This is a genomic window from Amycolatopsis sp. WAC 04197, assembly GCF_003947475.1.
Classification (GTDB): Bacteria; Actinomycetota; Actinomycetes; order Mycobacteriales; family Pseudonocardiaceae; genus Amycolatopsis; species Amycolatopsis japonica.
Window position 1 is genome coordinate 16,257 of the sequence record NZ_QHJK01000004.1, and the last position, 26,283, is coordinate 42,539.

General features: G+C 68.6%; 23 protein-coding genes. 13 read left to right on the forward strand and 10 right to left on the reverse strand.

Annotation, left to right across the window (positions count from 1 at the left end):
• Window positions 1-96 precede the first annotated feature (96 nt).
• From DMC64_RS16850 to DMC64_RS16860, 3 genes are read right to left on the reverse strand one after another with little or no spacing between them, the layout of a single operon-like run.
• Window positions 97-1,650 carry a CdaR family transcriptional regulator gene (locus DMC64_RS16850; protein WP_037341133.1) on the reverse strand — a complete coding sequence of 518 codons (1,554 nt, stop codon included), beginning with the start codon at window positions 1,648-1,650 and terminating at the stop codon, window positions 97-99.
• A 36-nt stretch (window positions 1,651-1,686) separates the two neighbouring features.
• Window positions 1,687-2,124 (reverse strand): VOC family protein, encoded by a 438-nt coding sequence (locus DMC64_RS16855; protein ID WP_125734307.1) that lies wholly within the window; start codon window positions 2,122-2,124, stop codon window positions 1,687-1,689.
• Entirely contained in the window at window positions 2,121-2,471 is a 351-nt protein-coding gene (locus tag DMC64_RS16860; RefSeq protein WP_125734308.1) for a PadR family transcriptional regulator, read from the reverse strand. Before DMC64_RS16860 ends, DMC64_RS16855 begins: the two co-directional genes overlap by 4 nt.
• A 57-nt stretch (window positions 2,472-2,528) precedes the next feature.
• Between DMC64_RS16860 and DMC64_RS16865 the strand changes: the two genes are divergently transcribed.
• The 3 genes from DMC64_RS16865 to DMC64_RS16875 all read left to right on the forward strand — a co-directional run bounded on the left by DMC64_RS16865 (window position 2,529) and on the right by DMC64_RS16875 (window position 5,399).
• Window positions 2,529-2,927 carry a VOC family protein gene (locus DMC64_RS16865; RefSeq protein ID WP_125734309.1) on the forward strand — a complete coding sequence of 133 codons (399 nt, stop codon included), beginning with the start codon at window positions 2,529-2,531 and terminating at the stop codon, window positions 2,925-2,927.
• 79 nt (window positions 2,928-3,006) lie between these two features.
• Complete coding sequence (locus tag DMC64_RS16870) at window positions 3,007-4,308, forward strand: bifunctional o-acetylhomoserine/o-acetylserine sulfhydrylase (RefSeq protein ID WP_037341140.1); 1,302 nt, start codon at window positions 3,007-3,009, stop codon at window positions 4,306-4,308.
• Window positions 4,305-5,399 carry a homoserine O-acetyltransferase gene (locus DMC64_RS16875; RefSeq protein WP_125734310.1) on the forward strand — a complete coding sequence of 365 codons (1,095 nt, stop codon included), beginning with the start codon at window positions 4,305-4,307 and terminating at the stop codon, window positions 5,397-5,399. The genes DMC64_RS16870 and DMC64_RS16875 overlap by 4 nt, the downstream gene beginning before the upstream one ends.
• A 439-nt stretch (window positions 5,400-5,838) precedes the next feature.
• Here DMC64_RS16875 and DMC64_RS16880 read toward each other — a convergent pair whose 3' ends face one another.
• Both DMC64_RS16880 and DMC64_RS16885 read right to left on the reverse strand, forming a co-directional pair.
• A complete protein-coding gene (locus DMC64_RS16880) occupies window positions 5,839-6,336 on the reverse strand; it encodes a hypothetical protein (protein WP_016337027.1) in 498 nt (165 codons plus the stop codon).
• A 57-nt stretch (window positions 6,337-6,393) separates the two neighbouring features.
• Window positions 6,394-6,984, reverse strand: coding sequence for a TetR/AcrR family transcriptional regulator (locus tag DMC64_RS16885; RefSeq protein WP_016337026.1), 591 nt, complete (start codon window positions 6,982-6,984; stop codon window positions 6,394-6,396).
• Between the two features lie 151 nt (window positions 6,985-7,135).
• Between DMC64_RS16885 and DMC64_RS16890 the strand changes: the two genes are divergently transcribed.
• The 8 genes from DMC64_RS16890 to DMC64_RS16925 all read left to right on the forward strand — a co-directional run bounded on the left by DMC64_RS16890 (window position 7,136) and on the right by DMC64_RS16925 (window position 16,469).
• Window positions 7,136-7,945 (forward strand): SGNH/GDSL hydrolase family protein, encoded by an 810-nt coding sequence (locus DMC64_RS16890; RefSeq protein ID WP_051972348.1) that lies wholly within the window; start codon window positions 7,136-7,138, stop codon window positions 7,943-7,945.
• Window positions 7,946-8,093: 148 nt separating this feature from the next.
• The gene (locus DMC64_RS16895) at window positions 8,094-9,707 is read left to right on the forward strand and encodes a carboxyl transferase domain-containing protein (protein ID WP_037341148.1); all 1,614 of its coding nucleotides are present in this window, start codon (window positions 8,094-8,096) and stop codon (window positions 9,705-9,707) included.
• 175 nt (window positions 9,708-9,882) lie between these two features.
• On the forward strand, window positions 9,883-11,868 hold the full coding sequence (locus DMC64_RS16900; protein WP_125734311.1) for a biotin carboxylase N-terminal domain-containing protein: 1,986 nt from the start codon (window positions 9,883-9,885) through the stop codon (window positions 11,866-11,868).
• Window positions 11,865-13,019, forward strand: coding sequence for an acyl-CoA dehydrogenase family protein (locus tag DMC64_RS16905; protein ID WP_125734312.1), 1,155 nt, complete (start codon window positions 11,865-11,867; stop codon window positions 13,017-13,019). Before DMC64_RS16900 ends, DMC64_RS16905 begins: the two co-directional genes overlap by 4 nt.
• Window positions 13,020-13,062: 43 nt before the next feature.
• Entirely contained in the window at window positions 13,063-13,830 is a 768-nt protein-coding gene (map, locus tag DMC64_RS16910) for a type I methionyl aminopeptidase (RefSeq protein ID WP_125734313.1), read from the forward strand.
• Between the two features lie 9 nt (window positions 13,831-13,839).
• Entirely contained in the window at window positions 13,840-14,346 is a 507-nt protein-coding gene (locus tag DMC64_RS16915) for a GNAT family N-acetyltransferase (RefSeq protein ID WP_037341155.1), read from the forward strand.
• Window positions 14,347-14,432: 86 nt separating this feature from the next.
• On the forward strand, window positions 14,433-15,296 hold the full coding sequence (locus DMC64_RS16920) for an SDR family oxidoreductase (protein ID WP_125734314.1): 864 nt from the start codon (window positions 14,433-14,435) through the stop codon (window positions 15,294-15,296).
• 117 nt (window positions 15,297-15,413) lie between these two features.
• Window positions 15,414-16,469 carry an alpha/beta fold hydrolase gene (locus DMC64_RS16925; protein ID WP_125734315.1) on the forward strand — a complete coding sequence of 352 codons (1,056 nt, stop codon included), beginning with the start codon at window positions 15,414-15,416 and terminating at the stop codon, window positions 16,467-16,469.
• Here DMC64_RS16925 and DMC64_RS16930 read toward each other — a convergent pair.
• From DMC64_RS16930 to DMC64_RS16950, 5 genes are all read right to left on the reverse strand, one after another.
• On the reverse strand, window positions 16,433-17,440 hold the full coding sequence (locus DMC64_RS16930; RefSeq protein WP_125734316.1) for an MASE1 domain-containing protein: 1,008 nt from the start codon (window positions 17,438-17,440) through the stop codon (window positions 16,433-16,435). The genes DMC64_RS16925 and DMC64_RS16930 overlap by 37 nt on opposite strands.
• Window positions 17,441-17,575: 135 nt before the next feature.
• Entirely contained in the window at window positions 17,576-18,784 is a 1,209-nt protein-coding gene (locus DMC64_RS16935) for an acyl-CoA dehydrogenase family protein (protein ID WP_016337016.1), read from the reverse strand.
• 19 nt (window positions 18,785-18,803) lie between these two features.
• Window positions 18,804-20,099, reverse strand: a complete 1,296-nt coding sequence (locus tag DMC64_RS16940; protein ID WP_037341167.1) for an acyl-CoA dehydrogenase family protein — start codon at window positions 20,097-20,099, stop codon at window positions 18,804-18,806.
• Between the two features lie 110 nt (window positions 20,100-20,209).
• The gene (locus tag DMC64_RS16945) at window positions 20,210-21,427 is read right to left on the reverse strand and encodes a low temperature requirement protein A (RefSeq protein ID WP_125734317.1); all 1,218 of its coding nucleotides are present in this window, start codon (window positions 21,425-21,427) and stop codon (window positions 20,210-20,212) included.
• 45 nt (window positions 21,428-21,472) lie between these two features.
• Window positions 21,473-22,660 (reverse strand): TetR/AcrR family transcriptional regulator, encoded by a 1,188-nt coding sequence (locus tag DMC64_RS16950; protein WP_125734318.1) that lies wholly within the window; start codon window positions 22,658-22,660, stop codon window positions 21,473-21,475.
• A 145-nt stretch (window positions 22,661-22,805) separates the two neighbouring features.
• On the opposite strand from DMC64_RS16950, the gene DMC64_RS16955 reads away from it, so the two are divergent.
• Window positions 22,806-24,017, forward strand: a complete 1,212-nt coding sequence (locus DMC64_RS16955; RefSeq protein ID WP_016337012.1) for an acetyl-CoA C-acetyltransferase — start codon at window positions 22,806-22,808, stop codon at window positions 24,015-24,017.
• Window positions 24,018-24,027: 10 nt separating this feature from the next.
• Window positions 24,028-26,199 carry a 3-hydroxyacyl-CoA dehydrogenase NAD-binding domain-containing protein gene (locus DMC64_RS16960; protein WP_125734319.1) on the forward strand — a complete coding sequence of 724 codons (2,172 nt, stop codon included), beginning with the start codon at window positions 24,028-24,030 and terminating at the stop codon, window positions 26,197-26,199.
• Window positions 26,200-26,283 lie beyond the last annotated feature (84 nt).

Genomic DNA, 26,283 nt, shown 5'->3' on the forward strand with positions numbered 1-26,283 from the left:
TTCAAGACGTTTTCCGTCCTGAAAGACCCTTTCCTGACGTCCGGGTGCGGAATGTCGCGCTACAAAGTATTCGCCATCGAGCAGTTTGTAGTGGAATCAACTCCACCGCAGGGAAACGAGTTGCGTGATCAACGCCAGCCGGACGTCGGGATCGTCGAGATCCAGCGGGACGAGGTCGAGCAGCCGCCGCATCCGGTACCGCAGGGTGTTGGGATGGATCCGGAGTTCCTTCGCGGCCGCGCGCGGGTCTCCCGGATGCCGCAGCCACTGGTAGAGCGTGTCGACGTAGCCGCTCTCGTGGGCTTCGTCGTGCGCGCGCAGGAGGCCGAGCGGGCCGAGCTCGGCGACCTTCGAGGTGCTCGCCGCCGTCGCGCCGCGATGCAGCGAGAGGGCGGTCCACGCCTCGTCGAAGACCACGACGCGGCCGGGGACGAGCTTCGCGCGAAGCAGGCTCAGCGCCTCGTCGGCTTGAAGCCGTGAGGTCGCGAGCTCGCCGATTTCGCAGGCCGAGCCGGCGGCCGCCCGCGGCGTCCCGCCCTTCCGCGACGACGGGAGGGCTTCGAGGGCCGCCCGGAGTTCGTCCCAGCCGTCGCCGTCCGGGACGACGGCGTAGAGGACACCGCCGAGTTCGGTGGCCACCGGCCGTCTGCCGACACCCTGCGAGATCCGTTCGAGGAGTGCGAGCCGCAAGCCCTCGTCGTCGCGGCCGTCGCCGCCGGAGACCTCGATGACGACCACGCGGTGCGGCTCCTCGGACAGGTCGAGTTCCGCGATCGCCTTGCGCGGGCTGGCCTTCCCTTCGAGGAGCGCGCGCAGGAGCTCGGCCGAGACCCGGCGCTGCGAATCGGTGTGCGCGCGGCGGCGCAGCAGATGCAGCGCGACGACGGGGGCCGCGTCGGCGAACGCGGCCGCGCGTTCGTCGGAGACCGGGCCCGCGACGACCGCCCACATCGACCCCAGCAGTTCGCCGCCCATCCGGATCGGCACGATGAGCCGCGGCAGGGTGCCGTCGCGTTGCGCGGGCACGAAGATCGTCTGCCGCCCACGGGAAAGCTCGCGGAACACCCCTCGCGACCGGAACCGCGCGAGCACGTCGTCCGGAATGCGGCGGCCCATGATCGTGGACACGCGCGCCGAGTCGGTCAGGTCCTGCCGGGCCGAGTACGCGAGCACCCGCGAGTTGGTGTCTTCGATGGTGACGGGCGCGTCGACCACCGAGGCGACCGCGTCCGCGAGCCGGAACAGGTCGCCGGAACCGGGGCCGCCGCCGTCCTCCAGCGCGTCCGACTCGTCGGCCAGCGCGTCGAGAACCGTCCTGAGCAGCCAGACGAGCTGGGCCCACGACGTCGCGGAGCGCACCTCGATCAACGCGATGTCGGCCGATTTCGCCGCCCGTTTCACCGAGGGTTTCGCCGCGAGCGGGGGTTTCAGCAGGACGGCGGCGGCGCCTTTGGCCGCGCTGAGCTTGACGAGTTCCGCCGCGTCCGGGGTCTCGGTGATCGCGACGCCGAGGACGAGGTCCCCCGCGGCGAGGGTGTGGCCGGGCTCGGCGATGACGACGTCGCCGACCGCGGGGGACTCCTCGGGGACCTGGAGGGCGTGCAGCAGCGTCGGCCCCACCCGGTCGACGACAGTGCGCACCGAAACCATGGAGTGATTGTCCAGCAGGTGGGACCGCCGCACACGTCAGACCTCGCGGGGCGTCCTCGCGTCGATGTCCTCGGGCGTGAACCACTCGCGTTTCGTCGTCAACGCCCATCGGTGACCGTCGGGATCGACGATCCGGCCGTAGCGCTCGCCGAAGAACATCTCCTCGACCGGCGCCTCCACACTCGCGCCCGCGAACACCGCGCGCCGCACGAGATCGTCGGGATCCTCGGTCTCCAGCACCAAGAGCATCGGCGTGCCGCCCAGGGTCGACGGCGCGAGCGCGTCGAGCTGAGGGATCTCCTGGCTCACCAGCAGCCGCGCGTCGCCGACGGCGACCTCGACGAACAGCACGACGCCGTTCGGCAGCACGTTGCGGAACAGCTCCACCGCGCCGAACGCCTTGCCGTAGAAGGAAAGCGACTTGTCGACGTCCTTGACGAACAGATGCGGCGTCAAGCCGAGCGCCCGGCTCACGCCGACTCCGCGCGCTTGAGGAGCCCCGCCTGGTCGGCGACCGCGACGAGCCTGCTCAGGAACTCCGCCTCGCGGGCGGCGACTTCGCGGCCGGCGCGGGTCAGCCGGTAGTAGCGGCGGCGGGAGTCGTGCGGCTGGTCCTCGCTCGCGTCCGGGGCTTCTTCGACCAGGCCGTCGGCGACGAGCCTGGCGAGGGTCCGGTATAGCGTGCCCGGGCCGAGCTGAGCGAGGCCGCCGCTCACCTCGTCGACGAAACCCATGATCGCGTAGCCGTGCGCGCGACCTTTCGCGAGCGCCAGCAGGGTCTGGAACGCCGCGGGGGTGAGCTGCGGGTTGCCGTCGGCCATCCGCGAAGCATACACTCCGATCTCGTTATATCCATGTTGGATACAAAGGAGCCGGACGTGGCGATTCGAGGCGTGCACAAGATCGTGGTCGGCGTGCGGGATCAGGAGCGCGCGAAGCGGTTCTGGTCCGAAGTCGTCGGATTCGAGATCACCACCGACGTGCCGTACGACGACAACGGGAACCGGTGGGTCGAGGTCACTTCAGCCGATGGGGTGACGTCGCTCGTCCTGAGCACCGCGCCGGAGGACCTCAAGCGCTTCGAGGTGCGGGACGAACTCCCGACGGGCAATTTCTTCTTCTACGCCGACGACATCGAAAAGACGTACGAAGAGCTCTCGGCGAAGGGCGTCGAGTTCCCGGCCAAGCCGGAGAAGCAGCCCTGGGGCTGGTGGGCGATGTTCACCGATTCGGAGGGCAACAGGTTCGCTCTCCAGGAAAGGAATCCCACCCCCTGAGAGCGGTTGGGTGCTCCGTCCGGCGGAGCTAGCTTCGGTGCCAACAGCCGAAATCCCTTGAGCCGCTAGGAGAATCGCGATGAGCGCGGACGGATGGTCGTTCGAGACCAAGCAGATCCACGCGGGTGCGGCGCCGGACACCGCCACCGGCGCGCGGGCGACCCCGATCTACCAGACCACCTCGTACGTGTTCCGCGACAGCCAGCACGGTGCCGATCTATTCAGCCTCGCCGAGCCCGGCAACATCTACACGCGGATCAACAACCCCACGCAGGACGTGCTGGAGCAGCGGCTCGCCGCGCTCGAAGGCGGGGTCGCGGCGCTGGCGTTCGCCTCCGGGACCGCGGCCACCACGGCGGCCATCCTCAACCTCGCGAACGCCGGTGACCATTTCGTCTCCAGCCCGGCGCTTTACGGCGGCACGTACAACCTCTTCCACTACACGCTGCCGAAGCTCGGCATCGAGGTGTCGTTCGTCGAAGACCAGGACGACATCGAGCAGTGGAAGGCCGCCGTCCGGCCCAACACCAAGCTGTTCTTCGCCGAGACGCTGGCCAACCCGGGCAGCAACGTCCTCGACATCCGCAAGGTCGCCGACGCCGCGCACGAGTCCGGTGTCCCGCTGGTCGTGGACAACACCGTGCCGACGCCGTACCTCGTCCGCCCGATCGAGCACGGCGCCGACATCGTGGTCCACTCGGCGACGAAGTACCTCGGCGGGCACGGCACCACGGTCGCCGGGGTGCTGGTCGACGGCGGCACCTTCGACTTCGGCAAGGACCCGGCGCGGTTCCCCGGATTCAACGAAGCCGACCCGAGCTACCACGGTCTCAAGTACTGGGAGGCGCTCGGCCCGGGCGCGTTCGCCGCCAAGGCCCGGGTCCAGATCCTGCGGGACACGGGCGCCGCGATCGCGCCGCTCAACAGTTTCCTTATCCTACAAGGGATCGAGACACTTTCGCTGCGTTTGGAGCGGCACGTGTCCAACGCGCAGGCGCTGGCCGAATGGCTGGAGCAGCGCGACGAGGTCGAGAAGGTGTACTACGCCGGGCTGCCGTCGAGCCCGTATCACGAGGCCGCGAAGAAGTACCTGCCGAAGGGCGCCGGCGCGGTGCTGTCGTTCGATCTGCGCGGTGGCGTCGAAGCCGGACGGGCCTTCGTGGACGGCACGGAACTGCACAGCCAGCTGGTCAACATCGGCGACGTGCGCAGCCTGATCGTGCACCCGGCCTCGACGACGCACAGCCAGCTCACGCCGGAGGAGCAGCTGTCGAGCGGTGTCACGCCGGGCCTCGTGCGGCTCGCCGTCGGCCTGGAAGGGATCGAGGACCTCAAGGCCGACCTCGAGGCCGGATTCCGGGCGGCGAAGGCCGCTCTGTGACCGGTGCTTGGCGAGAGGGAGAGCCGCCTGGACGTCGCCGCTTCGTCGGCGGCGTCCAGGCGCTCGAAACCGGCGGGACGCTGCCCTTCACACTCGCCTACGAGACGTGGGGGACGCTGAATCCCAGCGCCTCCAACGCGATTCTCGTCGAGCACGCGCTGACCGGGGACAGTCACGCCGTCGGCCCCGTGGAGGAGGGCCACGTCAGCCCCGGCTGGTGGGACGGCCTGATCGGACCGGGCAAGGCGATCGACACGGACGAGTTCTTCGTCGTGGTGCCGAACGTGCTCGGCGGCTGCCAGGGCTCGACCGGCCCGTCCTCGGCGCACCCGGACGGAACGCCTTGGGGCAGCAGGTTTCCCGCCGTGACGGTCCGGGACCAGGTGGGCGCGGAGGTTGTCCTCGCCGACGCGCTCGGCGTCGGCCGGTGGGCCGCGGTGATCGGCGGTTCCATGGGCGGGATGCGTGCGCTGGAATGGGCGGTGAGCGAACCGGAGCGGGTCGCGGCGCTGCTCGTCCTCGCGTCGACCGCGCAGGCGTCGGCCGACCAGATCGCCTGGGCCGCACCGCAACTGCACGCCATCCGGTCCGATCCGGGCTGGCACGGCGGCGACTACTACGACGTCCCCGGTGGCGGTCCGGACTCCGGGCTCGGCATCGCGCGCCGCATCGCGCACGCGACTTACCGCAGCGAAGCCGAACTGGCGCAACGCTTCGGCCGTCGCCATCAGGACGGTGAAGACCCGCTGCGCGGCGGCCGGTTCGCCGTCGAGTCCTATTTGGACCATCACGCCGGGAAGCTGTCACGCCGGTTCGACGCGGGCAGCTACGTGGTGCTCACCGAATCGATGAACACCCACGACGTCGGCCGCGGGCGGGGCGGCGTCGCGAACGCGCTCGGCCGGATCACCGCGCGCACCGTCGCGGCCGGGGTGGACAGCGACCGGCTCTACCCGCTGTACCAGTCGCGGGCGATCGCGGACGGGGTCGCCGGGGCGGACTTCGCCGTCGTCGCGTCGCCTTACGGGCACGACTCGTTCCTGATCGAGACCGAGCAGATCGGGCGGCTGGTGAAGCTCCTGCTGGGTTAGCCGCGCCAGCCGCACGGCGCGACATGCCGTTGCGAAAGCCACTTTCGCAACGTTGAAGGTTGCGAAAGTGGCTTTCGCAACGGGTTTCCGCCGGATCGCCCGCCGCTCAGTGTTCCCCAACCGGCTCGATTCGCTGACTTGGCATGTCGCGAAAGCCACTTTCGGGACATCAGACGTCGCGAAAGTGGCTTTCGCGACACCCGGCGGCCGCAGGGTGCCGGACTAGTCGCCGCGTAGCGACGACTTGCATGACCAGCCGGACGACTCTCGTGATCAGGCGGACGACACGCGTGACCAGCCGGACGACACACGTGATCAGACGGCCGACTCTCGTGATCAGACGGACGACACGTGCGACGTCCGGCTGATCACGCGTGTCGTCCATCCAGACACGTGTGTCGTCCATCCAGTCACGCGAGGCGGCCACGAGCGCGGGCGGCTAGTCCGCGACGGCGTCCGAGATCCAGGGCGCCACCGGCAGGTCGCGGTCCAGGCATTCCGCCGACAGCCGGATCGTCCACCGCAGCGCCTGCAGCACAAGACTGTCCACCTCGTCCGGTGCGGCGTTGGCGAGCGCGATCTCGACCTGTTCCTGCGCGGCCTCGCTGTTGCCGTGTACCTCCGCCAGCAGCGTGCGGACGGCCGTCCGCACCGGCGGGTCCGCCTGGTCGATCGAGACCTCTTCGCCGTCCTCGTCGAACACCTGCACCTTGACCGGCGCACTTCCCCCATCACCCAGCGTCGACACCATGGCGCTGCATTCGCCGAACAGCATCATCACGAGCTCTTTGGTCTCGTCGGAGCGGGCCTGCGGCTCGGCGGCGGTCGGCATGAGCTCGTCGAGCGCCTCGGCGTCCTCCCCGAGGCTGATCGCCACGAGCGCACGCTGCGCCTTTTCGACGAGCCTCCGCTCGTACTCGCTCCTGTCCGGCTCCACGTGCCTATCAAACACCAGAGGACGGAAAAGTGGGGATAGGCCGAAACCCGGTCGTGGTCACTTGGCGGAGTGCAGTGCACCCAGCGCGAGACGGCAGAGCATCTCGGCCAGTTCGCTGTCACCGAGATGGCGGTTGTACGGCGTCGAGTTGATCAACCCGAACACCGCGTGCGCCGCCGAACGCGCCTGGCGCTCGCCGATCCCGGGGACGGCGTCGCTGATCGCCCGCACCCAGACCTCGACGTACTGGCGTTGCAGGGCGCGGACCTGCTTGCGGTCACTGTCGGTGAGATTGGCGAGGTTGCGTTCCTGGACGGTGATCAGCGCGGGATGCGTGAGCGCGAAGTCGACGTGAAAATCCACCAGTGCTTCGAGGACCTCACCCGGCTCGTCCCGCTGGCTCGCCCTGGCCGTCCCGCCGTCGAGGAGGTAGCGGCTGATCGAGTTCAGCATCTCGCCGAGGATGGCGTCCTTGCTGCGGAAATGCCGGTACAGCGCCGGGCCGGAGATGCCGACGGCCGCGCCGATGTCGTCGATGCCGACGCCGTGGAAACCGTGGTGGGCGAAGAGCTCGGCGGCGGCGGCCATGATCTGTTCACGCCTGTTCGCCTTCTCGCCGTTCACGAGTGGGGTGGGGTTCGCCGGCATCTGGCCATATTAAGGCCGCGTGTTAGCGAGCGCTAACACGCGGCCGTACTTCCAGCCTGAGCCAAGTGGGCTACCTGGGGAAATGACCCTGTCGTGTGGGGCTACCACCTGGTAATGCTGTCTCTCGTTAACTTGTCACAAAGGAGTGACCATGTCCGTCCCTGCTCGGATCAAAGCTCTTTCCTTCACTCGTTTAGGTGCGGCCCTGGGGGTCGCTGTCCTTGCCACCCTCGGTCTCGCGGGCACCGCCCAAGCGGCGACCAACTACGTGGCGCTCGGTGACTCGTACTCGTCCGGCGTCGGTGCCGGCAGTTACGGGAACTCGGGCGATTGCATGCGCAGTGCCAACGCCTATCCCCAGCTGTGGGCCAACGCCCACGCCGGGACCACCTTCAAGTTCGTCGCGTGCTCGGGGGCGCGCACCGGCGACGTGCTCAACCAGATCGCGAACGTCACCTCCAGCACGACGCTGGTGACGGTCTCGGTCGGCGGCAACGACGCCGGTTTCGCCGACGTCATGACCACCTGCACCACCGGCAGCGACCAGACCTGCATCAACCGGGTCAACACCGCGAAGACCTACGTGAACAACACGCTTCCCGGGCTGCTGAACAACGTTTACAGCAAGATCAAGGCGAAGGCGCCCGGCGCGAAGCTGGTCGTCCTCGGGTACCCGCGCTTCTACACGGTGCCGGGTTCGTGCTCGGTCGGACTGAGCGACACGAAGCGCACCGCGATCAACTCGGGCTCCGACGCGCTGGCGTCGGTGCTCTCGGCTCGTGCTTCGGCGAACGGTGCCAAGTTCGTCGACGTGCGGGGCGCGTTCACCGGGCACAACATCTGCTCGTCGGCCGACGACTATCTGCACAGCCTCACCTGGCCGATCGTGAACTCGTACCACCCGACGGCCACCGGCCAGCGGGGCGGCTACTACAACCCGCTGGTCTCCGCGATCGGCTGACCGTTTCGCGCGTGAAGGCCTCCTTCCCTCGGCTCAGCCGCGGGAAGGGGGCCTTCACGCGCTTCCGGGGGTGCGGTGGACAGAGAGGGTTAGTGGGCGTTAACCTGACGGCGCGAGTTAACGACGGCTAACTTGGCGACGAGGAGCCATGGACACACCCGTACTGAGCACTTCGGCCGATCCGGGCAGCGACGAGTACGCCCGCAGCGTCACCTCCCACGCCGAGCTGGTCGAAGACCTGCGCAAGCGGCTCGCCGCCGCCCGGCTCGGGGGCCCGGAGAAATCCCGCACCCGCCACGTCGAGCGGGGCAAACTCCTGCCACGCGACCGGGTCGACACCCTCCTCGACCCGGGTTCGCCGTTCCTGGAGCTGTCCCCGCTGGCCGCCACCGGACTGTACGACGACGAGGCGCCCTCGGCCGGGATCATCACCGGGATCGGGCGGGTCTCGGGTCGCGAATGCGTGATCGTCGCGAACGACGCGACGGTCAAGGGCGGCACGTACTACCCGATGACGGTCAAGAAGCACCTGCGCGCGCAAGAGGTCGCGCTGCACAACAACCTGCCGTGTATCTACCTGGTGGACTCCGGCGGCGCGTTCCTGCCGAGGCAGGACGAGGTCTTCCCGGATCGTGAGCATTTCGGCCGGATCTTCTACAACCAGGCCACGATGTCCGCGCGGGGCATCCCGCAGATCGCCGCGGTGCTCGGCTCCTGCACGGCGGGCGGCGCGTACGTCCCGGCGATGAGCGACGAAGCGGTCATCGTGCGGAACCAGGGCACCATCTTCCTCGGCGGCCCGCCGCTGGTGAAGGCCGCGACGGGCGAGGTCGTCACGGCCGAGGAGCTCGGCGGCGGCGACGTCCACTCGCGTCAGTCCGGCGTCACCGACCATCTGGCCGAAGACGACGCCGACGCCTTGCGCATCGTTCGCTCGATCGTGTCGACCTTGGGCCCGCGTACGCCGCGGCCGTGGGACGTCCTCCCGACGGAGGCCCCGGTCGCCGACCCGAACGAGCTGTACGGCGTCGTCCCGACCGACCCGCGCGTCCCCTACGACGTCCGCGAGGTCATCGCGCGGATCGTCGACGGCAGCCGGTTCGGCGAGTTCAAGAAGGAGTACGGCTCGACGCTGGTCACCGGGTTCGCCCGGATCCACGGCCACCCCGTCGGCATCATCGCGAACAACGGCGTGCTGTTCGCCGAGTCCGCGATGAAGGGCGCGCATTTCATCGAACTGTGCGACAAACGCTCGATCCCGCTGCTGTTCCTGCAGAACATCACCGGTTTCATGGTCGGCCGCGCCTACGAGGCGGGCGGTATCGCCAAGCATGGCGCGAAGATGGTCACCGCGGTGGCCTGCGCGCGGGTGCCGAAGCTGACCGTCGTCATCGGCGGCTCGTTCGGCGCCGGCAACTATTCGATGTGCGGCCGCGCGTACTCGCCGCGGTTCCTGTGGATGTGGCCGAACGCGCGGATCTCGGTGATGGGTGGCGAACAGGCGGCGTCGGTGCTGTCCACGGTCCGCCGCGACGCCATCGAGGCACGCGGCGGCGAATGGTCCACTGAGGACGAAGAAGCCTTCAAGGACCCGATCCGCGACCAGTACGAGGCGCAGGGGAGCCCGTACTACTCGACGGCGCGGCTCTGGGACGACGGTGTGATCGACCCGGCGGACACCCGCACGGTGCTCGGCCTCGCGCTGTCCGCGACGGCCAACGCGCCTTTGTCCGATGTCAACTACGGCGTCTTCAGGATGTGAGCGCGACGATGCAGTGGATCGCTCGACTCGGCCGAAGCCGGCGCGCATGCCGTCCGGAGGACTCGCGAACGTGGAGGCGGGCCGCCCTGGACACACGAATCGAGATCGACTCGCCAACGAGCGGCCTGGCTACGCGTTCGCGATCGCGCGCCGCCGGAAAACACAGGATGTGAGCATGTTCGACACGGTTCTGGTCGCCAACCGCGGGGAGATCGCGGTCCGCGTGATCCGCTCGCTGCAGGGGCTCGGCATCCGTTCGGTCGCGGTGTACAGCGACGCGGACGCCGACGCCCGGCACGTCCGGGAGGCGCATACGGCTGTCCGCATCGGCCCGGCCGAAGCGGCGAAGAGCTATCTGTCCATTCCCGCGATCGTCCAGGCGGCGCTCGACACGGGCGCGCAGGCGGTCCACCCCGGCTACGGCTTCCTCGCGGAGAACGCGGAATTCGCCCGTGCGTGCGCCGAGGCGGGGCTGGTCTTCATCGGTCCGCCGGTCGCGGCCATCGACGCGATGGGTGACAAGATCCGCGCCAAGGCCACGGTCTCCAAGGCCGGGGTCCCGGTCGTGCCCGGCGCGTCCGATGTGGACATTCCCGAGAGTGGTTTCTCGGCCGCAGCCGAGAAGGTCGGCTTCCCGCTGCTGCTCAAGCCGTCCGCCGGTGGCGGCGGCAAGGGGATGCGGCTGGTCACCGAACTGTCCGAATTGGACGCCGCCGTCGAGTCCGCTCGCCGTGAGGCCAAGGGTTCCTTCGGGGACGACACCCTGCTCATGGAGCGGTTCGTCACCACACCGCGCCATATCGAGATCCAGGTGCTCGCCGACACGCACGGCAACGTGATCCATCTCGGCGAACGTGAGTGCAGCCTGCAGCGACGGCACCAGAAGATCATCGAAGAGGCGCCGTCCGTGCTCCTCGACGAAGCCACGCGCGCGAAGATGGGCGCGTCCGCCGTCGAGGCCGCGCGTTCGGTCGGGTACGTCGGCGCCGGGACGGTCGAGTTCATCGTTTCGGCCACCGCGCCCGACGAGTTCTTCTTCATGGAGATGAACACCCGGCTGCAGGTCGAGCATCCGGTGACCGAGCTGGTGACCGGGCTCGATCTCGTGGAGTGGCAGGTCAAGATCGCCGCCGGCGACGTGCTCACCGTGGCGCAGGACGACGTCCGGCTGGACGGCCACGCCGTCGAAGCCCGGGTCTACGCCGAAGACCCCGCCCGCGGTTTCATCCCGACGGGTGGCACCGTGCTCGCGGTCCACGAGCCGTCCGGCGAGGGCGTGCGCGTCGACTCGTGGATGAGCGAGGGCGCCGTCATCGGCTCGAACTACGACCCGATGCTGGCCAAGGTCATCGCCTGGGGACCGGACCGCGCGGCCGCGTTGCACCGGCTCGATCTGGCGCTCGCGGACACCGCGCTGCTCGGCCTCGGCACCAACGTCGCCTTCCTGCGCGGGCTTCTGGCCGACGATGACGTCCGTGACGGCAAGCTCGACACCGGCCTCGTCGACCGTCGACTGTCCACTTTGGTCTCCGAAGAGGTGCCGCCGGAGTTCTTCGTGGCGGCGGCGCTCGACCGGCTGCTTTCCCTGCAGCCGCAGGGAGACGTCGTCGATCCGTGGGATGTCCCGGACGGCTGGCGGCTCGGTGGTTCGGGCGGGATCGACTTCGCGTTGAAGTCGGGCAGCTCCGAAGCCGTGGTGCGCGTGCAGGGCACTCCGGCGAACGCGCTCGTCAGTGTGGACGGCGCCGAGCCGGTGAGGGTTTCCGCGCGACGCCTCGGCGATCTGCTGGAAGTCCGGCATCCCACCGGTTTCCACCGTTACCGGCACTCGGCCGGGAGCGGGCGGACGGTGTGGCTCGCGCGTGACGGGCACAGCTTCGCCATCGGCGAGCGTGAACGGCTGCGTTCGGCCGCCGGTGCCGCGGGCGGCGCCGGACCGGTCACCAGCCCGATGCCCGGGACCGTGCTCGTGGTCAAGGCCGCCGCCGGTGACGTGGTGACCGCCGGGACCCCGCTCGTGGTCATCGAGGCGATGAAGATGGAGCACACGATCACCGCGCCGATCGACGGCGTGGTCAGCGAACTCCCCGTCCGCGCGGGCCAACAGGTCGCGCTGGACGAGACGGTAGCCGTGGTGACACCCCAAAAGGATGAGCGATGATCGACTTTCGGCTGGATGACGAGTACGAGGCGCTGCGCAAGACGGTCGAGGAGTTCGCGCGCTCCGAGGTCGCCCCGGTCATCGGCGACCTCTACGAACGGGAGGAGTTCCCGTACGAGATCGTCGCGAAGATGGCCGAGATGGGGCTGTTCGGCCTGCCGTTCCCCGAGGAGTACGGCGGCATGGGCGGAGACTACTTCGCGCTCTGCCTGACCCTGGAGGAATTGGCGCGCGTCGATTCCTCGGTCGCGATCACCGTCGAGGCGGGCGTTTCCCTGGGTGCCATGCCGATCTACCGGTTCGGCACCGAGGAACAGAAGGAGAAGTGGCTCCCGGAGTTGTGTGCCGGCATCGCGCTCGGCGCCTTCGGGCTCACCGAACCGGGCGGCGGCTCGGACGCGGGCGCCACCCGCACGCGCGCGAAACTGGACGGCGACACCTGGGTGATCAACGGCAGCAAGTCGTTCATCACGAACTCCGGCACCGACATCACGAAACTGGTCACGGTCACCGCCGTCACCGACGTGAAGGAGAACGGGCGCAAGGAGATCTCGGCGATCATCGTCCCGTCCGGCACGCCGGGCTTCGCCGTCGCGCCGAAGTACTCCAAGGTCGGCTGGAACTGCTCGGACACGCACGAGCTCTCGTTCGACGACGTCCGTGTCCCGGCGGAGAACCTGGTCGGTGAACGCGGCCGCGGCTACGCCCAGTTCCTGTCCATTTTGGACGAAGGCCGGGTCGCGATCGCCGCGCTGAGCGTCGGGCTCGCACAGGGCTGCGTCGACGAATGCCTGCGGTACGTCAAGGAACGCGAGGCGTTCGGGCACAAGATCGGCGAGTACCAGGCGATCCAGTTCAAGATCGCCGACATGGAGGTGCGCACGCACACGGCGCGGCTGGCGTACTACGCGGCGGCGTCGAAGATGCTGCGCGGTGAGCCGTTCAAGAAGGAGGCGTCGATCGCGAAGCTCGTCGCGTCGAACGCCGCCATGGACAACTCGCGCGACGCGACGCAGATCTTCGGCGGGTACGGCTTCATGAACGAGTTCCCGGTCAGCCGTTTCTACCGCGACGCGAAGATTCTGGAGATCGGGGAGGGAACCTCGGAGGTGCAGCGCATGCTGATCGCGCGGCACCTCGGCGTGGCCTGACACCCTTGACCATGCCGATAACTATACCGGTATAGTTATCGGCATGGTCGAGTTGAAATCCGCCGCCGAGCTGGACGCCATGCGTGAGTCCGGCCGTGTCGTGGCGCAGACGTTGCAAGCGGCGAAAGAGGCGTCGGCGATCGGCGTGAGCCTGAAGGAGCTGGACGAGATCGCCGCGCAGGTGATCAGGGACGCCGGCGCGAAGCCGTCGTTCCTCCACTATCGCCCGCATTCCGCGCCGACCCCGTTCCCCGCCGTGATCTGCGCGAGCGTCAACGACGCCGTGGTCCACGGCATCCCGTCGGACTATCGCCTGCGCGACGGCGACCTGGTCAGCATCGACGCCGGCGCCTACATCGACGGCTGGCACGGTGACGCGGCGATCAGTTACGTCGTCGGCGAGGCCGACCCCGCCGACCTCGAACTCATCGCGACCACCGAGCGCGCGCTGGCCGCGGGAATCGCCGCCGCGCAGGTGGGCGGCAAGATGGGCGACATCTCCCACGCCGTCGGCACTGTCGGTCGCGAAGCGGGCTACGGCCTCCTCGCGCATCACGGCGGCCACGGGATCGGGCGCAGCATGCACGAAGACCCGCACCTGCCGAACGAGGGCAAGCCGGGTCGCGGCATGCGTCTCCAGCCGGGGCTGGTGCTGGCGATCGAGCCGATGCTCATCGCCGACGGCCGCGACGCCTACCGGACCGACGACGACGGCTGGACGCTGCGCACCGTCCGCGGCGCCAGGGCCGCGCACGTCGAGCACACGGTCGCGATCACCACGGAAGGTCCGCGTGTCCTCACGATGTTGTAGAACGGAAGGATGAGCGACTTCATCATCCGCCAGGGTGGTTCTGGGGATTTCCAAACGTTGCTGGACATGTTCGACGAGGTCGTCGCGTGGCTCGCTTCGCGCGGCAGCGAAGGGCAGTGGGGAAGCGAGCCGTGGTCCACGATCCCGAAGCGGGTCGAGCGGGTGCGAGGGATGGCCGACGGGCCGGGGCTGTACCTCGCCGAGATCGACGGCGAGGTGGCCGGGGCGATCATCCTCGGTGACCGGTTCCCGCATGTCTCGCCGGTCGACGAGCCGGAGATCTACATCGGCCTGCTGCTGACCTCGCGCCGGTTCACCGGGCACCGGGTCGGCTCGCGGCTCATCGAGTTCGCGCTGGCGGAGGCGCGGGAACGCGGCATCGGGCTGGTGCGGGTCGACTGCTGGGCCGGCGGCGACGGCGACTTGCAGCGCTATTACGAAAGCCAGGGCTTCAAGCCGACGGAACGTTTCGACGTCAAGGGCTGGATCGGGCAGGTCTTCGAGCAACGTCCGTAGGACTGGCGTCGATGCGGCTTCGGGTGCACCATAGTTGACACATCGCCAACAGTGCCCCGGACAGTGAAGTCGCAGAGGAGACCGGCATGGCCAAGCGTGAACGTTCCCTGGCGGGCAAGGTCGTCGTGATCACCGGAGCGGCGCAGGGCATCGGGGCCAGTACCGCGACGGCGCTGTCCCGGCTCGGCGCGAAGGTGGTCATCGGCGACCTGGACCAGGTCCTCGCCGAGAAGACCGCGGCGGAGCTGGGCGCCGAGGCGCTGCCGCTCGACGTCACCGACACGAAGGGCTTCACCGAATTCCTCGACGAGGTCGAGCGGCGCGTCGGCCCGATCGACGTGCTGATCAACAACGCGGGCATCATGCCGCTCGCGCCGCTCGAAGAAGAGGACGACGCGGCGACCCGCAGGCTGCTCGAGATCAACCTGCACGCGGTCATCCACGGCACCAGGGAAGCCGTGAAACGGATGCGCCCACGTGGCACCGGCCACATCGTCAACATCGCCTCGATGGCGGGAAAGGCCGGATTCCCCGGCGCGGCGACCTACTGCGCGACGAAACACGCCGTCGTCGGTTTGTCGGAATCGGTGCATCTGGAATTGCACGGGACGGGCGTGCTCGTCTCCTGCGTGATGCCGGCGGTGGTGCGCACGGAACTGGCCAGCGGGCTCGGCGAGGCGAAGTTCTTCAAATCGGTGCAACCCGAAGATGTGGCGCAGGCCATTGTCGATGCGTTGCGCCGCCCCAAGTTCGACGTCTTCGTTCCCGCATCGTTGGACGCCATGGGCAGGATCACACGACTGCTTCCGCGTCGTCTCGGCGAAGGGCTGCTCCGTGCGCTCGGCGGAGACAGGATTCTGTCCTCCGCAACGCATTCCTCCGCCCGCGCGGAGTACGAATCGCGGGCGGCGCGGAGTGCGCCGGCGGCGGAAAAGGGCACCGATTCTTAACTCGGACGGCCTAGCGACTGTCCGAAATGGACGGCCTGTGACGGCGGCGGTGTTGAGTCGTGCGCTCCCAAGCGGCAAGATTACGTCTTACCGCGTTGATTCCCCAGGAGGCACACCATGGCCACACCCCCGGCACGGCTCGCCGCCGCCGCGTCGAACGTCGTCGGCAAGGTGCTGCACGGTGGTGTCGCGGATCTTCGCCCGGTGCCGCGCGTCCTGATCGATCAGGGGCCCAATCGCTCCCTCTACCGGCTGACCAACGGCAAAGGACCCCAGGAGGGCCCGCCGGTGCTGCTGGTGCCGCCGCTGGCCGCGCCCGCGCTGTGCTTCGACCTGCGCCGCGGCTGCAGCCTCGCCGAGCACCTGGTCGAGGGCGGCCGCAACACCTACCTCGTCGACTACGGGAACGTCGCCTTCTCCGACCGGCGCCTCGGCATCGAGCACTGGATCGAGGAGGTGCTCCCGCGTGCGATCCGCAAGGTCAGCGAGGACTCCGGCGGCCAGGGCGTGCACGTCGTCGCGTGGTGCCTCGGGGGGATCTTCTCCCTGCTGACCACCGCCGACCAGCCCGATCTGCCGATCGAGTCGATCGCGACCATCGCGTCGCCGTTCGACTTCACCGCGATCCCGCTGATCGCCCCGTTCCGCCCGTTGGTGGATCTCACCGGCGGCCACCTGCTGACCCCGTTCTACCGGGCGCTCGGCGGCGCACCGTCCTATTTGGTCAGCCGTGTCTTCCGGGCGACCGGGATCAGCAAGGAGATCACCAAACCCCTCGCCATCCTGAAGAATCTCGACGACCGGGACTATCTGGCGCAGATCGAGGCCGTCGATCACTTCATGGACAACATGATCGCCTACCCCGGGCGGACGTTCGGCCAGATCTACCACCGGTTCTTCCGCGCCAACGACCTCGCCGAGGGCACGGTCGACCTCAACGGCCGCATCATCGCGCTGTCCGGGGTCAAGGTGCCGACGCTGGTCATCGCCGGACAGAACGACACGATCGCCCCGCGCGCCGCCGTCGAACGGCTCACCGAACTGCTGGACAACTCGCCTTCGGTGACCTTCGAGACCGCGCCCGGCGGGCACCTGGGCGTCCTCACCGGCCGGAAGGCCCGCGGGACGACGTGGCGCTACCTCGACCGTTTCCTCGACGAACAGGCCGCCTGAGCCTCGTCCTCGTTGTGCTGGGTGATGGCGCTGCGCAACGACTGGCGTGGCGCGATCATGTCCACCATTTCGGTGATCTGGCGCCAGGCGTCGGTGATCTCGGCGGTCGCGCGGTCGCGTTGCAGGACGATCGTGGACAACGTCAGCGCGGTGAGCCCGACGGTGGCGTCGTAGGCCTGGACGTGCAGCATCCTGGTCGCCAGCTCGTAGGAACCGTAGGGCCCGAGCCCTCGGATCGCGGCGAAGATCGTGACCGTGCAGACGCACAAGGAACACAGCAGCGCTCCGGCTTGCCGGAAGCGCAGCGCCGCCCAGATGAGCACGGGGAAGACCACGAACAGCTTCGGCGTCGTCGTGGACGCGAGGGCGGCCGTGCCGAGACCGAAGAGCGCGAGCGCCGCCGCCTCACCCCAGCGGACGAGCGGAACCCGCTTGGGCAAACGGAACCTCGGCGCGAGAAGCAGGAGCGGCGTGATCGTCAGGACGCCCATCGCGTCGCCGGTCCACCACACGAGCGCGGTCGCCCAGAAGTCGCCGGTGCTCAGCGCGTCGCCGAGGACCAGCACGCCGGTGCCCAGTGCGGCGCTGAGGGCCGTGCCCCCGATCGCTCCGATCACCACCAGGAGGACGGCGTCGGGAAGCCGGTCGAGCTCGTTGCGGAAACCCAGCCGCCGCATGACCGCGTACGCCAGCATCGGGCCGGCCGTGTTGCCTGCGGAGATCACCAGGACCGTGCCCAGCGAAGGCCCGAGGGCGATGTTCGTCAGGAGCGAGCCGAGGAAGATGCCCGGCCAGAACCGCGGGCCCAACAGCATCGGCACCGCCAGCGCGACCCCCGCGGCGGGCCACAGCGGCGAGATCTGTTCCCGCACGATCGCCCACTGGATCCCGATCTGGGCGGTGGCGAAGTAGCAGATCGTGACACCGAGGACGATGAGACACCAGCGTGCCGCAGGGGGAAGCGGTCTCATCGCGACTCCGGCCTTCGCGGGCAAAGGAAAGTTCGAGAGTACCTCTGCCAGGTCACCACGAAGGTGTTGTCGAAATGGTGGAAATAAACGGGCTCGTGGGCGGCACGGACGGTTGCCACCCACGAGCCTCGCGCCTTACTTGAGCTCCGCGCTCGTCTTGCCCAGGATCCGGCGCGCCACGATCAGCTGCTGGATCTGTTGCGTGCCTTCGAAGATGTCCAGGATCTTCGCGTCCCGGCTCCACTTCTCCAGCAGCGATTCCTCGGTGTAGCCCAGGGTTCCGGCCAGCTCGACGCATTTCAGCGTGATCTCGACGACCGACCGGCCCGCCTTCGCCTTGGCCATCGAGGCCTGCAGCGAGTTCGGCTTGCGGTTGTCGGCCATCCACGCCGACTCCATGGTCAGCAGGTACGCCGACTCGTAGTCCGCCTCCAGCTGCAGGAACGTGGCGGCCGCCGCGTGCTGACTGTGGACGGGCTTGTCGTAGTCGATGGTCACCCCGGCGTCGGTGAGGATCTTCCGGGTCTCCTCCAGCGCCGCGCGGGCGACACCGATGGCCATCGCGGCGACCAGCGGGCGGGTGTTGTCGAAGGTCTGCATGACCCCCGCGAAACCCTTGGCGGTGTCGATCTCCGGCGTGCCGAGGAGATTCTCCTTCGGCACACGCACGTTCTCGAAGCGCAGAACGGCGGTGTCGGAGGCGCGGATGCCGAGTTTGTGCTCGACGCGCACCACCTCGAAGCCGGGGGTGCCCTTCTCGACGACGAACGACTTGATCGCCGCGCGGCCCTTCGTCTTGTCCAGGGTGGCCCAGACGACGACGGCGTCGGCGCGCTCGCCCGCGGTCACGAAGATCTTCTCGCCGTTGATCACGTACTCGTCGCCGTCGAGGCGCGCGGTCGCGGTGATCGCGGCGGAGTCCGAGCCGCAGTCCGGTTCGGTGATCGCCATCGCGGCCCACAGCCCGGAGAACTTCTTGAGCTGCTCGTCGGTGGCGACCGAGCCGATGGCGGCGTTGCCGAGTCCCTGTCGCGGCATGGACAGCAGCAGACCGACGTCGCCCCAGCACATCTCGATCGTGCCGAGCACGATGTTGAGGTTGGAACCGTTGCGGTTGCCCGGTTTCTCGTTCTTCTCGGACCGGCGGACCCCCGCCGCGCCCGCGCCGCCCTCGCCGGAGGAGTTCAGCCCGTCCAGCAGCGCGGCGAACATGTCGAGTTCGGCCGGGTAGGTGTGCTCGGCGCGGTCGTACTTGCGTGAGATCGGCCGGAACACCTCGGCCGCGGCCTGGTACGCCTGGTTGATCAGGGTGCCGGCCTTCTTCGGAACCTCAAGGTTGATCATGATTGCCTTTCGAAAAGTCCTAGAGAAGGACGGCGCCTTCCATGACGCCGATGGCCCGGAGGTCGCGGTACCAGCGCTCGACCGGGTGCTCCTTGACGAATCCGTGTCCGCCGAGCAGCTGCACCCCGGCGCTGCCGATCTGCATTCCCTTGTCGGCGGCCAGTTTCCGGGCCAGCGCGACCTCGCGGGCGTACGGCTTGCCCTGTTCGGCGCGAGAAGCGGCGCGCAACGTCACCAGCCGCAGCCCCTCCAGCTCGATGGCGATGTCGGCCACCGAGAACGCGACGGCCTGGCGGTGGCTCACCGGTTCGCCGAACGCCTTGCGCTCGTTGACATACGGCACCACGTAGTCGAGGACGGCCTTCGCGGTCCCGGCGGCCAGCGCGGCCCAGCCGAGGCGCGAGAGCCGGACGACCTCGGTGAAGACCTCGGCCTTGCCGCCGCCGAGCAGCGCTCCGGCGGGCAGGGCGACCTTCTCCAGGTGCAGTTTCCCGGTCGCCGCGCCGCGCAGGCCCATCGCCGGTTCGGACTCGATGGTGACACCGGAGTTCGAAGACTCGACGAGGAACAGCGCCGGACCACGGCCTTCGAGATCGGCCGACACGATGAACAGCTCGGCGTCCGCGGCCCGGGGGACCAGCGACTTCACGCCGTCGAGCTGGTAGCCCTTCGGCGTGCGGCGGGCCTTCGTGGCGGGCTTGAACGGGTCGAACAGCGCGGTGCGCTCCTGCAGCGCGAGCGCCGCGGCCGGGACGTTCTCGCCGACGAACGCGGGCAGGTAGTCCGCCTGCTGCTGCTCGTCGCCGTAGGACACCAGCGCGGTGCTGACCGCGGACGGCGCGAGCACCGCGACCGCGAGTCCCAGGTCGCCGTGCGCGAGGGCCTCGGCGACCAGCGCGTTCGTGACCACCGACCGCTCGGTGCCGACGCCGCCCAGCTCCTCGGGGATGCCGACGAGCGTGATGCCGAGTTCGGCGGCGCGGCTCAGCAGCCCCTCGGGGGCCTGGAGCTTCGCGTCGGCGTCGGCCGCGGCGGGCCGCAGCTGCTCGGCCGCGAACTCCGTCACGGTTTCGACGATGAGCTGCTGATCCTCACTCGGGGTGAGGTCGAACAGTCCCGTGTCCTCGGCCGGCGCGAGCCGCGCGGGCTTGCCGAGCTTCTTGGCGGATTTGAAGGTCCGTCCCGCCGCGCCCGCGACCCGGAAGCCGTTGCGCGTCCCGGCACTGACCAGGTTCTGCACGGGCTTCCGAAGTCCGGCCCGTTCAATGACCTTGCTCCCGGCCAGCCGGGTGAGCGCGGACAGGCCAAGGCCCATCGCGTCTCGTTTCCTAGGCGCACCCACGGTGAGTCTCCCTGCCTCGCTTACCTACTCGTGAGTAGGTTAACTCCCCTCGGGCGGATGCGCTACCACGGGGGAGGCGAACGTCACGCCGATGAGTGATTCCGGGGGTGGAGGAGTCCCGGATTACTCACAAGCTTGCGCCTCTCGAACAGCACCAGCGCCACTGCCGCCAATGCCACCACGCCGACCAGCACGATCGCCGGCACCAGCTCCAGCAACGGCGTCGCCGCCAGCAGGACCACCGCGAGCACCAGCCGTTGCGGGTTCCACGAGCCCAGGTTCCGCTTCCGCAGCCCGCTCAACGCGATCAGATAGAGCGCGAGCCCGCCGGTCAGCGCCCATATCGGCGTCCCGTGCAGACCGTCGGAAAGGCTGTGGTGGTCGGTGTCGGACACGTACAACAGCGACTTCTTCAGACCCAGCGCCACGAGCACGATCCCGGCGATGAGCGGAAGGTGCAGGAACGTGTAGGTGTCCGTCCCGATCTGCACTCGCTCGACGCCCTCGGCGCGTTTCAGGTTGTGTTCGGAAACGTGCGCGACGACGGCGAAGTACATCCACCACATCGCCGAAGCGAGCGTGAGCCCGAAGACGGCGGCCAGCGTGATCGGCCAGGACATCGGGTACGAGCTGATCCCGATGCCGATCGCCACGATGGACTCGCCGAGCGCGATGATCACGATCAGCCCGAATCGCTCGGCGAAATGGCCGGGCTGGTGCAGCCGCCAGTCCGAGGAGCGGGTCCGGAAGACGTTGACGTAGTCGGCGAGCAGCGCGACCGCCCAGATGCCGAGCTGCACCCAGCCCGAGAAGAACGCCGCGACGGTCAGCAGCGCGACGCTCGGCAGCAGCCCGACGAACATCTTCAGGACCACCTTGCGCAGCTCCGGATCGGTCCGGGCGGCGCCGAAGTACGCGGTGAGATGCAGCAGTCGCACGAGGAAGTAGCAGCCGACGAACATCAGCGGCGCGTACAGGCCGCCGGGCAGGTCGGTGAACGCCTCCGGGATGGTCAGCGAGACCAGGAACATCGTCCCCATCGCGGCGAACATCGCGAGCTGGGCGATACCGCGGTCGACGTGCAGGGTGTTGGCCAGCCAGGCGTAGGCGCACCAGCACCACCAGAGCACGGCGATCATCGCCACGCCCTGTCCGATGCCGAGCGGGCTGAGGTGATCGGCCATCAGCTGCGTGGTCTGGGTGATGGCGTAGACGAAGACCAGGTCGAAGAAGAGCTCCAGCGTGGTGACCTTGTGGTCTTCGTCCCGGGTCACCAGATGCAGGCCGCGTTTCGTGGGCACGCCGCATATCGTGCACCGCCGGCCTTCGCGGGACACGTGAGTTTGCTAAGAGCTGACTTTCAGGACGGCGTGCGTCAGCGCGGTCAGCTCGGCCTCGATGTTCGGGCGGCCGTTGACCCGCCGGGTGCGCGCGAGGTCGTTCGCGATGGTCAGCGCCGCGTGCACGGTGATCTTCACTTCGCGCAGGCTCAGTTCCGGGTGCACTTCCGACGTCAGCGCGATCCAGCGCGCGACGTAGTCACGCTGGACCCGGATCAGGTCCGCCTTGTCGCGTTCGGGCAGCTCCATCGGGCTGCCGGAGAAGGAAACCAGCAGTTCGGGCGTGCGCAGCAGGGTGTGCACATAGGACGCCGCCAGCCTGCGGAGCGCGTCGCGTTCGTCGTCGGTCCGCAGCGCGCGTTCCGCGGCGAGCGCCAGCCGGTCGGCCGCTCGATGCCCGATCGCCACCATCAGCGCGGCCTTGCTGGGGAAGTGCCGGTACACGCTGGGCCCGGCGATCCCGGCGGCCGCGCCGATCTCCTCCATGCTCACCGAGCGGAAGCCGCGTTGCCCGAACAGCTCGGTCGCCGCGGCGAGGATCTGCTCGCGGCGGGACGGCTCGCCGAGCGCCATCGACGGTGTCTCCTCCGCCGTCTCTTCGGGTTCGGGGAGTGTGACATGCAGCACCGATTCCGCCAGCTGCACCAGGATCTGCGCGAAGCGTTTCTTCGCCACGGACGTGTGATGCACGGAGACGCTGCCGAACACGCTCAGCCCCGCCCAGCACAGCAGCTCGGCGTCGTCGGCGGTCAGTTCCGGACGCAACGCGCGCAGTGCCTTGGACCACGCTTCGAGTACCGCGCCGGACCGGCGGCGGATCTCGCGCCGTTCCTCCCGGGGCAGATGCCTGCCCTCCCAGCGCCACAGCGCGGCGACCTCGCGCCGCTCCACCGCCTGCGCGGCGAGGGTGCCCAAGAGGGCGTTGACCTGGGCGGGAACGGGGAGACCGTCGGCGAGCGTCTCGGTGGTGGCCGCCTCCATGTCGTCGATGCCGGACAGCACGACGTAGGACAGCACGGCCTGCTTGTCCGCGAAATGCCGGTACAGCGCGGGCCCGGTGATCCCGGCCGCGGCGGCGATGTCGTTGATGCCGACGCCGTGGAACCCGCGGGCGCGAAAGAGCTCCGCGGCGAGGCCGGCCAGCTGGGCCTTGCGGTCGCGCGGTCGCGGGGAACGCTCGGTCGGGTGATCCATAGGTGAACCCACGATAGCGCCGGTTGCGTGCATCGCAACCCATTGACACCATGGGGTTATCGCGGTTTATGTTAATCGGCATTAGCATGGCTACTGGCCGGTACGTTTCATCCTGTTACAGCGCCGTACGCGGAGGAGTTTTTCTGTGAGTAGCGAGGCCTACATCTACGAGGCGATCCGTACGCCTCGCGGCAAGAACAAGGGCGGTGCCCTCCACGGCACCAAGCCGGTCGATCTCGTGGTCGGCCTCATCGAAGAACTGAAGGTCCGGCACCCGAACCTCGACCCCGCCGTGATCGACGACATCGTCCTCGGCGTCGTGTCCCCGGTCGGCGAGCAGGGCGCCGTGATCGCGCGCACCGCCGCCTTGAACGCGGGCCTTCCGGAGTCGGTAGCCGGTGTGCAGCTGAACCGCTTCTGCGCCTCCGGCCTCGAAGCCACCAACACCGCCGCGCAGAAGGTGCGCTCCGGCTGGGACCAGCTGATCATCGCCGGTGGTGTCGAGTCGATGTCGCGCGTGCCGATGGGCTCCGATGGCGGCGCGCTGTTCATGGACCCCGCCACCGCCTACGACAACTACATCGTCCCGCAGGGCACCGGCGCCGACCTGATCGCGACCATCGAGGGCTTCTCCCGCGAGGACGTCGACGCGTGGGCCGTGCGTTCGCAGGAGAAGGCCGAAGCGGCCTGGTCCGGCGGCTACTTCGCGAAGTCCGTCGTCCCGGTGAAGGACATCAACGGTGTCACGATCCTCGACCACGACGAGCACCGTCGCCCGGGTAGCACCATCGAGGGCCTCGGCAAGCTCAAGCCCGCCTTCGCCGGTATCGGCGAGCTGGGCGGCTTCGACGCCGTCGCGCTGCAGAAGTACCACTCGGTCGAGAAGATCGACCACGTTCACACCGGCGGAAACTCGTCCGGCATCGTCGACGGCGCCGCGCTGGTCCTCGTCGGCAACGAGCAGATCGGCAAGGACTTCGGCCTGACCCCGCGCGCCCGCATCGTGGCGACCGCGACCGTCGGCTCCGAGCCCACGATCATGCTCACCGGCCCGACCCCGGCCACCGAGAAGGTTCTCAAGATCGCCGGCCTCACCCCGGACGACATCGACCTGTGGGAGCTGAACGAGGCCTTCGCCTCGGTCGTCCTCAAGTGGATCAAGGACCTGCACCTCGACGAGGAGAAGGTCAACGTCAACGGCGGCGCCATCGCGATGGGGCACCCGCTGGGCGCCACCGGCGCGATGCTGGTCGGCACCGTCGTCGACGAGCTGGAGCGTCGTCAGGCGCGCCGCGCCCTGGTCACCCTGTGCATCGGCGGCGGCATGGGCGTCGCGACCATCATCGAGCGGGTCTGAGGAAGAGACAATGACTGAAGCGAAGACCATCCGCTGGGAGCAGGACGCCGACGGCATCGTCGTGCTCACCCTGGACGACCCGAAGCAGTCCGCCAACACGATGAACGCCGACTTCCGCGAGTCGCTCGGCGTGGTCGTCGACCGCTTGGAGGCGGAGAAGGACAACATCACCGGTGTCGTCCTGACCTCGGCCAAGAAGACCTTCTTCGCCGGTGGCGACCTCAACGACCTGATCCAGGCCAAGCCGGAGCACGCCGCCGAGATCACCCAGAGCAGCTCCCTGATGAAGGGCCAGATGCGCCGGCTCGAGCAGCTGGGCAAGCCGGTCGTGGCCGCCATCAACGGCGCCGCGCTCGGCGGCGGCCTCGAACTCGCGCTCGCGACGCACCACCGCATCGCGGCCGACGTCAAGGGCAGCCAGATCGGCCTCCCCGAGGTCACCCTCGGCCTGCTCCCCGGCGGCGGTGGCGTGGTCCGCACCGTGCGCCTGCTGGGCATCCAGAGCGCGCTGCTGAACGTGCTGCTGCAGGGCCAGCGGCACCGCCCGGCCAAGGCGCTCGAGCTCGGTCTCGTGCACGAGCTCGTCGGCACCGTCGAGGAACTGGTCCCCGCCGCGAAGGCGTGGATCAAGGCCAACCCCGAGGGCGGCGTGCAGCCGTGGGACGTCAAGGGCTACAAGATCCCGGGCGGCACCCCGTCGAACCCGAGCTTCGCGGCGAACCTGCCCGCGTTCCCGGCGAACCTGCGCAAGCAGATCAAGGGCGCCAACATGCCGGCCCCGCGGGCGATCCTGGCCGCGGCCATCGAGGGCTCGCAGGTCGACTTCGACACCGCGATCACCGTCGAGACCCGCTACTTCATCAGCCTCGCCACCGGCCAGGTCTCGAAGAACATGACGAAGGCGTTCTTCTTCGACCTGCAGAGCATCAACTCCGGCGGTTCGCGGCCGGAAGGCTTCGAGAAGTACACCGCCAAGAAGGTCGGCGTCGTCGGCGCGGGCATGATGGGCGCCGCGATCGCGTACGTCTCGGCGAAGGCCGGTATCGACGTCGTGCTCAAGGACGTCACCCTCGAAGGCGCCGAAAAGGGCAAGGGCTACGCGGTCAAGCTGGAGGAGAAGGCGCTCTCCCGCGGCAAGACCACGCAGGAGAAGTCCGACGCGCTGCTCGCCAGGATCAAGCCGACCGACAAGGCGGAGGACTTCGCCGGCGTCGACTTCGTGATCGAGGCCGTCTTCGAGAGCGTCGAGCTGAAGCACAAGGTGTTCCAGGAGATCGAGGGCATCGTCAACCCCGACGCCGTGCTCGGTTCCAACACCTCCACGCTGCCGATCACCGCGCTGGCCGAGGGCGTGCAGCGGACCGAGGACTTCATCGGGATCCACTTCTTCTCGCCGGTGGACAAGATGCCGCTGGTCGAGATCATCTGCGGTGAGAAGACCTCGCCCGCCACGCTGGCGAAGGTCTTCGACTACACCCTGCAGATCAAGAAGACCCCGATCGTCGTCAACGACAGCCGCGGCTTCTTCACCTCGCGCGTCATCGGCACGTTCCTCAACGAGGCCGTGGCCGCGCTGGGCGAGGGTGTCGAGCCGGCGTCGATCGAGCAGGCCGGTTCGCAGGCCGGGTACCCGGCCCCGCCGCTGCAGCTGATGGACGAGCTGACCCTGACGCTGCCGCGCAAGATCCGCAAGGAGACCCGCGAAGCGATCGAGGCCGCGGGCGGCACCTGGAACGCGCACGCGTCCGAGGGCGTCATCGACCGGATGGTGGAGGAGTTCGACCGCAAGGGTCGTTCCACCGGCTCGGGCTTCTACGACTACGACGAGTCGGGCAAGCGGACCGGTCTCTGGCCGGGCCTGCGCGACGCGTTCAAGTCGGGCAGCGCTGAGGTTCCCTTCGAGGACCTCAAGGAGCGCATGCTGTTCGCCGAGGCGCTCGAGACCGTGAAGTGCTTCGACGAAGGAGTGCTCACCACCGTCGCCGACGCCAACATCGGCTCGATCTTCGGTATCGGCTTCCCGGCGTGGACCGGCGGTGTCATCCAGTACATCAACCAGTACGAGGGTGGCCTGCAGGGCTTCGTCGACCGCGCGCGTGAGCTCGCGGAGCGCTACGGCGACCACTTCACCCCGCCCGCTTCGCTGGTCGAGAAGGCCGCGAAGGGCGAGATCTACGAATAAGCACGCTTCGCCCGCTTAACGTGCTAGGAACGGTCCTTTCCTTGCGAATTTCGCAAGGAAAGGACCGTTCATTGCATCCGGGGG